Annotated in this window: 8 protein-coding genes; 4 read left to right on the forward strand and 4 right to left on the reverse strand. The window is 74.9% G+C overall.

The features are described from left to right. Positions 1 to 53 precede the first annotated feature (53 nt). The gene (locus tag KGD84_RS03385) at positions 54 to 3,047 is read left to right on the forward strand and encodes an alpha-mannosidase (RefSeq protein WP_220564658.1); all 2,994 of its coding nucleotides are present in this window, start codon (positions 54 to 56) and stop codon (positions 3,045 to 3,047) included. Between the two features lie 60 nt (positions 3,048 to 3,107). Here the strand turns inward: KGD84_RS03385 and KGD84_RS03390 are convergent, their stop codons facing one another. The 3 genes from KGD84_RS03390 to KGD84_RS03400 all read right to left on the reverse strand — a co-directional run bounded on the left by KGD84_RS03390 (position 3,108) and on the right by KGD84_RS03400 (position 6,319). After that, positions 3,108 to 3,998, reverse strand: a complete 891-nt coding sequence (locus KGD84_RS03390; RefSeq protein WP_220564659.1) for a carbohydrate ABC transporter permease — start codon at positions 3,996 to 3,998, stop codon at positions 3,108 to 3,110. Continuing rightward, complete coding sequence (locus KGD84_RS03395; protein WP_220565496.1) at positions 3,995 to 4,831, reverse strand: carbohydrate ABC transporter permease; 837 nt, start codon at positions 4,829 to 4,831, stop codon at positions 3,995 to 3,997. The genes KGD84_RS03390 and KGD84_RS03395 overlap by 4 nt, the downstream gene beginning before the upstream one ends. A gap of 111 nt (positions 4,832 to 4,942) precedes the next feature. Beyond that, on the reverse strand, positions 4,943 to 6,319 hold the full coding sequence (locus KGD84_RS03400) for an extracellular solute-binding protein (RefSeq protein WP_220564660.1): 1,377 nt from the start codon (positions 6,317 to 6,319) through the stop codon (positions 4,943 to 4,945). A 178-nt stretch (positions 6,320 to 6,497) separates the two neighbouring features. On the opposite strand from KGD84_RS03400, the gene KGD84_RS03405 reads away from it, so the two are divergent. Continuing rightward, on the forward strand, positions 6,498 to 7,697 hold the full coding sequence (locus KGD84_RS03405; protein ID WP_220564661.1) for an ROK family transcriptional regulator: 1,200 nt from the start codon (positions 6,498 to 6,500) through the stop codon (positions 7,695 to 7,697). A gap of 57 nt (positions 7,698 to 7,754) precedes the next feature. Here KGD84_RS03405 and KGD84_RS03410 read toward each other — a convergent pair whose 3' ends face one another. After that, positions 7,755 to 9,344: a serine/threonine-protein kinase gene (locus KGD84_RS03410; RefSeq protein ID WP_220564662.1), complete on the reverse strand. Its 1,590-nt coding sequence runs from the start codon at positions 9,342 to 9,344 to the stop codon at positions 7,755 to 7,757. Between the two features lie 144 nt (positions 9,345 to 9,488). On the opposite strand from KGD84_RS03410, the gene KGD84_RS03415 reads away from it, so the two are divergent. Then, positions 9,489 to 10,253 (forward strand): class I SAM-dependent DNA methyltransferase, encoded by a 765-nt coding sequence (locus KGD84_RS03415; RefSeq protein ID WP_220564663.1) that lies wholly within the window; start codon positions 9,489 to 9,491, stop codon positions 10,251 to 10,253. A gap of 1,098 nt (positions 10,254 to 11,351) precedes the next feature. Continuing rightward, positions 11,352 to 12,293, forward strand: coding sequence for a septum formation family protein (locus tag KGD84_RS33510; protein ID WP_277615500.1), 942 nt, complete (start codon positions 11,352 to 11,354; stop codon positions 12,291 to 12,293). Positions 12,294 to 12,479: the final 186 nt, after the last annotated feature.

Below are 12,479 nucleotides of genomic sequence, written 5' to 3' on the forward strand. Positions count from 1 at the left end.
GACGTGGGCAACGTGGAGCACGTCGGCCAGGGACGTGACCGAGGAGGTCCACCGTGCACGATGACCGCAAGCTGACCGAGGCGCGCCTGGAGAGGGTCCTGCGCGAACGCGTATGGCCCGCCGTCCACAGCCCGCACGTCCCCCTGGAGGTCTCCCGCTGGGACGCCCCCGGGGAGCCCGTCCCCGCCCACGAGGGCATCAGCGCCCCCCACACCCCCGCCGCCGCGGGCGACGCCTGGGGTCCCGCCTGGGGCACCACCTGGTTCCGCCTCCGGGGCCGCGTACCGCGGGGGTGGGCGGGCCGCACCGTCGAGGCCGTCATCGACCTCGGGTTCGACTCGGCCATGCCCGGCTTCCAGGCCGAGGGCCTGGTCCACCGCCCCGACGGGACGGTGGTCAAGGGCCTCAACCCCCGCAACGCCTGGGTCCGCCTCCCCGCCGCCGAGACCGAGGTCGACCTCCACGTGGAGGCCGCCGCCAACCCCGTCATCATGGGGAACCCGCCCTTCCAGCCCACCGGCCTGGGCACCGCCCCCGCCGGACCCGACGGCCCGCCCCTGTACCGGCTGGCCCGCGCCGACCTGGCCGTCTTCCAGGAGCAGGTGTGGGACCTGGCCATGGACCTCGACGTCGTCGGCGGCGTCATGCGCGAACTCGACCCCGGCGACCCCCGCCGCTGGGAGCTGCTGCGGGCCGCCGAACGCGCCCTCGACCTGCTCGACCTCCAGGACGTCCCCGGCACCGCCGGGCGCGCCCGCGAGGCCCTGGCGGGGGTGCTGTCCTCCCCGGCCGCGCCCGCCGCCCACCGGCTCTCCGCGGTGGGCCACGCCCACATCGACTCCGCCTGGCTGTGGCCGCTGCGCGAGACCCGGCGCAAGGTCGTCCGCACCGCCGCCAACGTCGTGGACCTCATGGACGGGCACCCCGAGCTGGTCTTCGCCATGTCGCAGGCCCAGCAGTGGGCGTGGCTCCAGGAGCACCGCCCCGACGTGTTCGCGCGGGCGGTACAGGCCGCGAAGGAGGGCCGGTTCGTGCCGGTGGGCGGCATGTGGGTGGAGTCCGACACCAACATGCCGGGCTCGGAGGCCCTGGCCCGCCAGTTCGTGTACGGCAAGCGGTTCTTCCGCGACGAGCTGGGCATCGACACCCGGGAGGTGTGGCTGCCCGACTCCTTCGGCTACTCCGCGGCGCTGCCCCAGCTCATCCGCCTGTCGGGTTCGCGCTGGTTCCTCACCCAGAAGATCTCCTGGAGCCGGACCAACACCTTCCCGCACCACACGTTCCGCTGGGAGGGCCTGGACGGCACCCGGGTCTTCACCCACTTCCCGCCGGTGGACACCTACAACTCCGAGCTGACCGGCCACGAGCTCGCCCACGCCACCCGCAACTTCCGGGAGAAGGGCCGCGCCACCCTCTCCCTGGTCCCGTTCGGGCACGGCGACGGCGGCGGCGGCCCCACCCGCGAGATGCTGGGGCGGGCCGCCCGGCTGGCCGACCTGGAGGGCTCCGCGCGGGTGGAGATCCGGCGCCCGGACGCGTTCTTCGCCGAGGCGGAGGCCGAGTACCCGGACGCCCCGGTGTGGTGGGGCGAGCTGTACCTGGAGTTCCACCGCGGCACCTACACCAGCCAGGCCCGGACCAAACAGGGCAACCGCCGCTGCGAGCACCTGCTGCGCGAGGCCGAGCTGTGGTGGACCACCGCGGCGGTGCGCCGCGGCGCCGACTACCCGCACGAGGCGCTGGACCGGATCTGGCGCACCGTGCTGCTCAACCAGTTCCACGACATCCTGCCGGGCAGCTCCATCGCCTGGGTGCACCGGGAGGCCGCCGAGACCTACGCGGAGGCCGAGGCCGAGCTCGGCGAGCTCATCGACCGGGCCCAGCGCCTGCTGGTCGGCCCGGGCGACGACGTGATCGAGTTCAACGCCGCCCCGCACGACCGCGACGGCGTCCCGGCGCTGGGCGCCGGGCCCCGGGTCGCCCCCGCGGGACGGACCGCCGTCACGGCCTCCGACGGCGGGTACCTGCTGGACAACGGCCTGCTCGCCGTGCGGGTGGACGACCGCGGCCTGGTCACCTCCGTGGTGGACGCGCGGACCGGCCGGGAGGCGCTGGCGGGACCGGCCAACCTGCTCCAGCTCCACCAGGACCTGCCCAACCAGTGGGACGCCTGGGACGTGGACTCCTTCTACCGCAACACCGTCACCGACCTCACCGGAGTGGACGGCATCGAGCCCGTCGACGCGGGCCTGCGGATCTCCCGCTCCTTCGGCGCCTCCTCGGTCGTGCAGACCCTCACCCTGGCCCCCGGCTCCCGGAGGCTGGACGTGGACACGGTCGTGGACTGGCACGAGAGGGAGAAGTTCCTCAAGGCCGCCTTCCCGCTCGACGTGCGCGCCGAGTCCTCCGCCTCGGAGATCCAGTTCGGGCACGTGCGCCGGCCCACCCACACCAACACGTCCTGGGACGCCGCCCGGTTCGAGATCTGCGCCCACCGCTGGGTGCACGTGGCGGAGCCGGGCCACGGGGCGGCGCTGGTCAACGACTCCACCTACGGCCACGACGTCACCCGCGACGTGCGCGTGGACGGCGGCACCACCACGACGGTCCGGCTGTCGCTGCTGCGCGCGCCCCGCTTCCCCGACCCCGACACCGACCAGGGCGAGCACCGGTTCCGGTACGCCCTGGTGCCGGGGGCGACGGTGGCGGACGCGGTCCGCGAGGGGTACCGGCTGAACCTCCCGCCGCGCGAGGTCGGCGGTTCCGGCACGGTGGAGCCGCTGGTGCGGGTGGAGGGCGGGGGCGTGGCCGTGGAGTCGGTCAAGCCCGCCGACGACCGCTCCGGCGACGTGGTGGTCCGCCTGTACGAGTCCCTGGGCGCCCGCACGCGCGCGGACGTGCGCTTCGGGTTCCCCGTGTCGCGGGTGCGCGCGGTGAACCTGCTGGAGGAGGAGTACGAGGGCGCCCCGGAACTGGAGCCGGGGGAGGGGGGAGTGGCGTTCCCGCTGCGCCCCTTCCAGATCGTCACCCTGCGGCTCACCCGCTGAGCCCTCCGCACGCGCGCGGGGCGCCCCGGGGAACCGCCGGGGCGCCCCGCCCGTGCGGGCTCAGCCCTTCATGGCGCCGCCCAGGGCGAACCGGCCGCCCATGGCCCGGGACACCGCGACGTACAGCGCCACCACCGGCAGCGTGTACAGCAGCGAGTACGCCGCCAGCTCCCCGTAGCGCACCGACCCGTACTGCCCGAAGAACGTGAACACCCGCACCGCCGCGGGCATCTTGTCCGGGCTGGTCAGCAGGATGAACGGCACGAAGAAGTTCCCCCACGTGCTCACCAGCGTGAAGATCCCGACCACCGCCAGCCCCGGGGCGAGCAGCGGCGCCACCAGGTAGCGGATGGACTGCCAGGTGGACGCCCCGTCGACCCAGGCGGCCTCCTCCAGGGCGATGGGGATGCCGTCGATGAAGTTCTTGGTCAGCCAGATCCCGAACGGCAGCGTACTGGCGGCCAGGAACAGGGTGGTGGCCGGCAGCGAGTTCAGCAGCCCCGCGTTCACGAACAGCCCGTACACCGGCACCATGATCGCCGTGATCGGCAGGCCGGTGGCGAACAGCACCGTGTACAGGAACGGCCGCTTGAACCGCAGCGTGTACCGCGACAGCGGGTACGCCGCCAGCACCGAGCAGAACGCGGTGATGACCGCCGCCCCGCCGCAGGTCAGCACGCTGTTCCAGAGCGGACGGTAGACGATCTCGGGTGTGAGGACGGCCCGGAAGTTGTCCAGCGTGGGCACGCCCGGCAGTCCCGCCCGCAGCGTGGCCTCCCCGTCCACCGACGCGAACAGCATCCACAGCAGCGGCAGCAGGAACAGCAGTGCCAGCACCGCCAGGATCAGGTGCACCAGCACCGCACCGGCGGCCCTGCCGGGCGAGGCGACCGGGGCGACCCGCCGGCGCGGCCGCCCCGGGGCGCCCGGACGCGGTCTCGGAGCGGTCATGCCTGTTCCTCCCTGCTGAGCATCCGCACGTAGACGACCGAGAACAGCCCGGCGACCACCAGCAGCGCCAGCGCGATCGCCGTGCCGTACCCCAGGTCGCCCAGGGACAGGGCCTCCCGGTACATCAGCAGCGGCAGGGTCGTGCTGCGCGAGCCGGGACCGCCCGCGGTCATCACGTAGACGAGCGTGAACACCTGCACGGTCTGGAGGGTGATCAGCAGCAGCGTGGTGGCGATCGTGCGCCGCAGCAGCGGCAGGACCACGTACCAAAGCACCTGGGGGCCCGACGCCCCGTCCACGCGGGCCGCCTCCTCCAGGTCGCGCGGCACCTCCGACAGCCCGGCCCCGTAGGTCATCATCGAGAAGGCGGTGCCCTTCCAGACGTTGGCCAGGACCACCGCCAGCAGCGGCGCGGTGAACAGCCAGTTCTGCGCACCGATCCCGACGGAGCCGAGCAGCGCGTTGAGGGTGCCCTCGCGTTCGAGGAACGCGTACCACACGAACCCCGCCACCACCTCGGGCACCACCCACGCGCCCACCACCACCGTGCCCACGGCGCCGCGCACGGCCCCGTGCCGGTTGCGCAGCAGCAGCGCCAGCGCCAGGCCCAGCACGGTCTGGCCCAGGATCGAACCCAGCAGGAACAGGGCGGTGAGCAACGTCGCCGCCCGGAACCCGGGGTCCCGCAGCAGCCGCTCGAAGTTGTCCAACCCCACGAACCGGGTGTCCGCGGCCTGCGCCCCCGTCAGTGCCTCGTTGGTGAACGAGGCCCACACCGTCCACAGGATGGGGCCGGCGAAGAACGCCAGCAGCAGGAACAGCGCGGGGGCCATCGGGATCACCCAGCGGGCGGCCCCGCCCCGGGCGCGGCCGGAGCGGCGCGCCGGGGACGGGACCCGGGGCGCCCGGCCGGGGGCCCGGGTCGTCGACACGGTCCCCACGGCTCAGGAACCGCTCGTGACGTTGTCGGGGCCGACGATGCCCTCCACCTCCTGGGCGTAGAGCGCGGCGGCCTCCTCGGGCGTGGCCTCGCCGAGCATCACCGCCTCCATCGCCTCCTGGACCGCGATGGAGACGCGCGGGTACTCGCTGTAGGCCGGGCGGAACCCGGTGATGTCCACCAGCGCCGCGAACTCCTCGGCCATGGGCGCGTTCTCCAGGAACGCGGGGTCCTCGGCGACGTCGGTGCGGACCGGGATCTGGCCGCCCTCGACCGCGAACTTGACCGCGTTCTCCTGGGACAGGGCGTAGGTCATGACCTCCCAGGCCAGCTCCGGGTCGGTGGCCCGGCTGCCCATCGACAGCGCCCAGCCCCCGGACATGCTGGTCGCCCCGGCGCCCTGCCCGTTCTGCGTGGGCATGGGGGTGAACGCCATGACGTCCTCCCAGCCGTCCCAGGGCCGGTTGGCCTCGGGGATCCACGACTGGGTGGCCCAGGAGCCCTCCAGGCTGATCGCCAGCTCGCCGGCGGGGAAGCGCTCCTCGTTGTTGACGGTGCCGACGTTGGTGTCCAGGGCGTCCTGCACGTCCAGGCCCAGGCCCTCGTCGAACACGGTCTGCACGAACCCCAGGGAGTCGGTGAACCCCCGGCTGCCGGTGACCCACTTCTGCGACCGGTCGTCGAAGAGGGCGTCCTCGGTGCCCGAGAGCAGCATCTGGAAGCCCTGGAGGGACGCCGCCTCCCCGGCGGGCGTGCCGGAGTAGACGTTGAGCGGGGTGACCTCGTCGCCGAACTCGGCCTTGACCGCGCGGGCGGCGTCCAGCACCTCGTCCCAGGTGGCGGGCTCCCAGGGTGTCTCGACGCCCGCCTGCTCCAGGAGTTCGGTGTTGTACCAGAGCCCGCGGACGTCGGTGCCGAGCATGACGCCGTACCGCTCCCCGGAGAGGGAGGTCACGGCCTGCGCCTCCTGGGTGCTGAACTGTTCCGCGTCCTCCCAGGAGTCGAAGTACTCGTCCAGCGGCATCAGGTACCCGGCGTCGGCGTCCTGGTTGATGGTGAAGGAGTCCTGGTAGATGAGGTCCGGCGCCTCGCTCGCGGAGCCGTTCATGAGGTTGACCTGGGTCTGGTAGTCCTCGGCGGGCGCCTCGACGGCCTGGAGTTCGACGGTGACACCGGGGTTGTCCGCCTCGAACTCCTCCTTCACCTTGCGCATCAGCGAATCCATCGCGATGAAGGTGCCGAACTTCTGGTAGGCGATGCGGACGGTGTTCTCGTCCCTGTCGGCGGCGCCTCCGCCGCAGCCGGTGGCGACGAGCGCCAGCGCGACGGCCGCGGCCGTCGCGGCCGCCGCTCTCGTGGTGTGGGGTCCGGTTCCTTTCATCGTGCGCTCCTGGGGCGATGAGGTGGGGGAACGGTCGACCTTGCCTTTGCGGTGCCTTGCTGCGGAGTGATGTAGGACACATCATTACTCAAAAGCTTGGATAAAGACAATGGGGTAAGTCGGTGCTTCCAGGGCGGTTACGCTCATGTGGGACCACGAAACCGGAGGGGAGAGGCCCATGGGCACCAACCTGGCCTGGCTCGGCGGGCTCAACCAGAGCCGCGTGCTCGACGCCGTGCGCTCCGCCGACGGGATCAGCCGCGTCGAACTGGCCGCGCAGACCGGGCTGACCGCCCAGACCGTCTCCAACATCGTCCGCCGCCTGCTGGAGGACGGCCTGGTCCGCGAGGACGGCCGGGCCACCTCGCGCGGCGGCAAGCGCGCCACCGTGCTGCGGCTCAACGCCGACGCCTACTACGCCGTCGGCATGCACATCGACCCCGCCTCCACCACCCTCGTCGTCACCGACCTGGCCGGGCACGTGGTCGCCCGCACCCGGCGGCGGACCCCCTCCTCCCAGGGGCCCGGCCGGGTCATCGACGCCCTGTGCCGTTCGGTGCGCGCCATCGTCGAGGAGGCGCCCGCGCCCGACCGCATCCTCGGCCTGGGCGTGGCCACCCCCGGGCCCATCGACACCTCCGGCGCCGTCACCCCGCCCCACCTGCCCGGCTGGCGGTCGGTACCGCTGCGGGAGGTGCTGGAGGAGGGCACCGGGCTCACCACCGTCCTGGACAACGACGCCACCGCCGCCACCATCGGCGAACGCTGGGCGGGCGCCGAGCGGCGCTCGTCCGACATGGCGTTCGTGTACGTGGGCACCGGAGTGGGCGGCGGGTTCGTCCTGGACGGGCGCGTGTACCGGGGCGGCAGCGGCAACGCCGCCGAGATCGGACACCTGGTGGTCGACCCCCGCGGGCCCGAGTGCCCCTGCGGGAGCCGCGGCTGCCTGGAGACCTACCTGGCCCCGCACGCCGTCGCCGCCGAGGCCGCCCGCCGCCGCGGTGAGGACGCCGCATCCTACGAACGCGGGCAGGCGCGCACCGTCGCCGCCTACCGCCGGGTGTGCCGCGAGGCCCGCTCGGGCGACCCGGTCGCGCTGGAGGTCATCGGCGAGGCGGGGCGGCGGCTGGGCGACGCGGGGACGGCGCTGCTCAACATCATCGACGTGCCGCTGCTGGTGCTGGGCGGATGGGGCGTCCCGCACGTCGGCGGCCTCTACCGGGAGGCGCTGTCCGGGGCCATCGCCGAGCGCACCCTGGCCCGGGGCGTGCGCCGGGTGCGGGTGGAGACCTCGGTCATCGGCGAGGACGCGGGCGCCATCGGGGCGGCCTCGCTGGTGCTGCACTCGTCGTACTCGCCGACGGTCGGGGGCGTGTGAGCGCGGGCCCCGGCCGGGCCCGCCGGCCGGGGCCCGCCCGCGGGGAGCGGGCCGCGCTCACCCGGTGAGGTCGGTGTACCTCTCCCCGGCGGCGGCCCTGAGCCCCTCCCTGGCCTCGGCGAGCCGACGGGCGGCGACGGTCCCCGTGTGCGACATCAGGCCGAAGAGGGGGATGGAGACGCTCCCGTCCTCCCGCTCCTTCCCCGGGAGCCCCTCGGGCATCCGCGCGCCGGGGACGGGCCGGAATTCGAGTTCCCCATTGCGTTTCAGGCCGACCCGCTCCACCGCGTTCCAGGGGATGGCGTGGGCCGACCCCATCGAGGAGCCGCTCCAGTGGACGACGGTCATCCCGTCGGGGTCCAGGGTCAGCGCCTCGCGCCCGCTCGCCCACCACGACAGCAGCGTGAACGCGACCGCCGACCCGGCCACGGTCAGCACGACCCACCTGTTCGTGTAGAACCCCAGCAGGGTGTCCGGGGAGACGAAGAACAGGGAGAGCAGGGAGAGCAGGCCCGCGGGGACGAGCACCAGCAGCCACAGCAGGACGGTCACTTCGACGCACGTGACGAGGTGCTCCCACCGCGTGGAGTCGTAGGTCCTGCGCCAGTCCGGGGGGAGGAGGGCGGCGGGGGCGGCCACCGGCTCCGCCGGGGCGGGCTCCGCGACGTTGCCGGCTGCCGGGGCACGGTCGGCCCCGAGAGCCTCCGGGGCCCGCGCGGCCCCGTGGTCCGCCGTGCCGACGGTCTCCGGAGCCCGGGTGCCGCCGGTCACGGCCGCCTCCGGCGCTCGCTGTTCCGGGACCCGCGCGGCCACCGCGTCCGGGGCCGGGGCCGGCGCCTCCGGGACGGCGGAGGCCGCGCGCTCCAGGACCGAGGCGATGGAGGGCCGGGCGGCGGGGTCCTTGGCCAGGCAGTCCGCGACCAGGCCGACCAGCTCGTCCGGCACCCCCGACAGGTCCGGCTCCCCGTGCACGATCCGGTACACCAGGGCGGCGATCTCCCCGCCGCGGAAGGGCGACCGCCCGGTGGCCGCGAACACCAGCACGCACCCCAGCGCGAACACGTCCGTCGCCGGGCCCGGGACCTCGCCGCGGATCTGCTCCGGGGCCATGAACGCGGGGGTGCCCATGATCCCCGTCGAGGTCATGCCGTCCCCGGAGTCCAGCGCCCGCGCGATGCCGAAGTCGATCAGCCGGGGGCCGTCCCCGCCCATGATCACGTTGCCGGGCTTGAGGTCCCGGTGCACGATCCCCTGTTCGTGCACGGCCGCCAGCCCCTCGGCCAGCCCGGCGGCCAGGGACAGCACCTCGGCGGCGGGCAGGGGGCCGCCGCCGTGCACCGCCTCCGACAGCGACGGCCCGGGAACGTACGCGGTGACCAGCCAGGGCGGGTCGGCGGCGGGGTCGGCGTCCACCACCTGCGCCGTGTAGAAGCCGCCCACCCGGCGGGCCGCCTCCACCTCCCGGGCGAAGCGGCGGCGGAAGCCCTCGTCCCCGGCCAGCTCCGGCCGCACCACCTTCACCGCGACCGTCCGGCCGCCGGGGGATCTGCCCAGGTAGACCCGTCCCATACCGCCGCCGCCCAGGACGCCTTCGAGGCGGTAGCGGCCGACGGTGCGGGGGTCGTCGGGGAGCAGGGGGTCGATCACGGGTCTGTTCCTTCCGGTGCTCTGCCGGTCCTCACCGTGCTTCGGAATCCTCGCAGACGGCGGTGGTTCTGAGAACACGGGCCTTTCCGGCCGGAACGGAAAAGCGCGTGCGCGGACGGCCGGGCCCGGGTTAGCGTCGCGCCCATGAGCGATGCGAACGGAGCACGGACCGGACCGAAGCCGAACCACTTCGACACCGATGTCGCCGAACACTACGACACCCCCGGCGAGGGCATGTTCGCCCCCGACAAGGTCGACCCGGCGGTCGACCTGCTGGCCGGACTGGCGGGGGAGGGGCGGGCCCTGGAGTTCGCCGTCGGGACCGGGCGCATCGCGCTGCCGCTGGCCGCGCGCGGCGTTCCGGTGCACGGCATCGACCTGTCCCCGGCCATGGTGGAACAGATGCGCGCCAAGCCGGGCGGCGGGGACATCGACGTGGTCATCGGGGACTTCGCCACCACCCGGGTCCCGGGGGAGTTCTCGCTGGTCTACCTGGTCTTCAACACCATCAACAACGTGACCACGCAGGACGAGCAGGTGGAGTGCTTCGTCAACGCGGCCGCGCACCTGGGGCGGGGCGGGCGGTTCGTGGTGGAGGTGGGGGTGCCGGAGCTGCGCAGGCTCCCCAAGGGCCAGAACATGGTGCCGTTCCACGCGGGCGAGGAGGAGTGGGCGTTCGACCTGTACGAGCCCGCGACGCAGCTGTTCAGCTCCAACTACGTGTCGGTCGCGGACGGCAGGGGGAGCCTGCGGTCCGTCCCGTTCCGGTACGTGTGGCCGGCGGAGCTGGACCTGATGGCGCGGATCGCGGGGATGCGGCTGGTGGAGCGCTGGCAGGACTGGGACCGCACGCCCTTCGGGGACGAGAGCGAGAAGCACGTGTCGGTCTGGGAGAAGGTGCTGGACTGACGCCTCCGGGGGCGGGCGGCGGGACGACGGCCCCGGACCGGGGCCGGAACCGGCCAGGGGTCGGGGACGTCCGGGTATGGTCCGCGACCCTGTGTCTCCGTTAGGGTGCGGTGCGTGCTCGGGCCGAGGCGCCTCGGTTCCGTACCGGGCACGGACCGGACCCCGCCCCCGTCCGCGGTCGCTGTTCCGGAACAGCCGAACGATGGAGGTCCGATGCCCGACCCCGCCGCCCTCGCCGCGCACGCCATGCCGCCCGTGGTGCACGCCGTACGGACCTACGGTCCGGGGGCTCCGGACGCGGACCCCGCGCACCACCCGGGGGTGCGGCTCCTCGCCCTCCTCGCCTCCCACCAACGGTTCGGGCCGGGGATCCGCGGCGCCGTCGCGGAGCTCGCAGCGGCGCCCGCCGACCCGGCCCGCCTGAGCGCGTTGAACGCCCGGATCGCCGAAGCCCTGGCCGGGGACGCCGGGCTGGCGGCCGGGGCCGCGGCCGTGCCGCTGCCGTCCGCCGCCCCGCCGGGGCGTGGGGGCCGCCGGCCGGAACCCCGGCGCGGCCCGCCCCGGCGTCGGGGCGTGTGGGGGGAATGGCGATCGGCGCCGCGGTCCTGGGCGGACTCGGGTTCCTGCTGGTGCCGATCCCCTTCGCGATCGTCCTGTCCGCCATCGTCCTGACCCGGGCCCTGCGGCGCCCGGCGGCGGACGCCGCCGACCCCTCCGGCGCCGCGCCCCCGACCGGAACGGCACCGGGAGGCCCGGGAGCCGGCCCCGTCGGCGGCCCGCCCCCGGCGGGCGAGTTCCCGGGGCCGCCGCGGCCGGAGGACCGCCTCCCCGGGGGACGGCCCGGCAGCGGGCGCCGCGGGCGGGCCGGTCGAGGCCGGGGCGTTCCCCGGGCAGGCCCCCGCCTCACCGGCGGGCTCGGCCGCCCCCGAGCCGGCGTCCGCCGCGACCGGAGCGCCCGGCTCCCCGGCCGGGGTGTCCGACGCCGGAGCGGTCCCCCGCCCGGCGCCGCCCCGTCGCCGGCCGGATCGCCCGGTGGCGGTGCGGCACCGCCCGCCGGCCTAGCCCGGCTCCCCGCCGAGTCCGAGGGCGGCCCAGCGCATGGCCAGGACCCCTCGCGGACCCCCGGGAACCCCGGGGAACGCCCCGTTCGAGGACCGGACCCGGTCCGCGTCCGCCGAGGCCCAGGGCTCCCCGGCACCGGCCGACGCGCCCGCGGAACCGGCGGCGCACACGGCCGGCGCCCCGCTCGACCACGGAGGCGGCCACCGCGGGCCCGAGCCCCGCGGGCGCCTCACCGGGTGCCGGTGCGCAGCCGCACGCGGCGCCCGCTTCCCTGCAGTCGCACGCGGCACCGGCCTCCCCGCAGCCGCACGCGGCGCCCGCCGACCCCGGGACGGGCGCGGGTGCCCGCACGGCCGGGCCCTCCGGGGCGGAGCCGCCGCCGGGCGGCCCCCTCCCCCGTCCGGCGGCGGGGGCGTCCCGGCGGCCGCGGGGGCGGGCGCCGCGGCCGGGGGGACGGCGGTCGTCCAGATCGTCCTGGCGATCCTCGCCCTCGTCCTCTCCGGGGTGTGGGGGCTGGGGTGGACGGGCGTCGCCGTCGTCGCCGCGAACTACGAGGAGCCCACCTACGCCGCCACCTGCGAGCCGCCGCCCGGGTACGCCAACGCGTGCACGCTGGAGCCGGGGGACTGCTTCATGCTGCCCTCGTTCGAGGAGGAGTTCCCGGAGGTGGAGCTGACCTCCTGCGACGAGTCCCACGACGCCCAGGCGATCGGCGCCTTCACCGCGCCCGCGGGGGACTGGCCGGGTATGGCCGGGTTCGCCTCGGCCAGCGAGACCGAGTGTTCGCCCATCGCCGACCGCAACGTCGACGCCTCCCTGATGTCGCCCTCGGACCAGCTCGGCTTCATCGCCCCCAACCGCGCCTCCTGGGACTTCGGCGTCGACCACGTCACCTGCATCGTCTTCACGGAGGACGCCTCGTGGACCTCGTCCGTCCTGGTCCCGGGAGCGGACCTGTCGATCCCCACGGGGTACTGAGATGCCGGGCAGGCGCGCACGGCGCGAGCGCGAGCGCGGGCGTGCGCGCGAGCGCTCGGAGAGGCACGCGGCGGGGCGGTGGGAGGTGCTCTTCGAGACCTCGGACCAGGCGGAGATGCGGACCTACCGGGAGCGCGAGCGGGAGGTGCTGCGGCGGTACCGGGAGGACGACCTGAGGATCGACGT

Source organism: Nocardiopsis changdeensis, from assembly GCF_018316655.1.
Taxonomy (GTDB): Bacteria; Actinomycetota; Actinomycetes; order Streptosporangiales; family Streptosporangiaceae; genus Nocardiopsis; species Nocardiopsis changdeensis.

Coding starts and splice junctions, on each gene's coding strand:
- KGD84_RS03395 (WP_220565496.1), bottom strand. CDS start 4,831: ATGGCCCCCGCGCTGTTCCTGCTGCTGGCGTTCTTCGCCGGCCCCATC.
- KGD84_RS33510 (WP_277615500.1), top strand. CDS start 11,352: ATGGCCAGGACCCCTCGCGGACCCCCGGGAACCCCGGGGAACGCCCCG.
- KGD84_RS03405 (WP_220564661.1), top strand. CDS start 6,498: ATGGGCACCAACCTGGCCTGGCTCGGCGGGCTCAACCAGAGCCGCGTG.
- KGD84_RS03415 (WP_220564663.1), top strand. CDS start 9,489: ATGAGCGATGCGAACGGAGCACGGACCGGACCGAAGCCGAACCACTTC.
- KGD84_RS03390 (WP_220564659.1), bottom strand. CDS start 3,998: ATGACCGCTCCGAGACCGCGTCCGGGCGCCCCGGGGCGGCCGCGCCGG.
- KGD84_RS03400 (WP_220564660.1), bottom strand. CDS start 6,319: ATGAAAGGAACCGGACCCCACACCACGAGAGCGGCGGCCGCGACGGCC.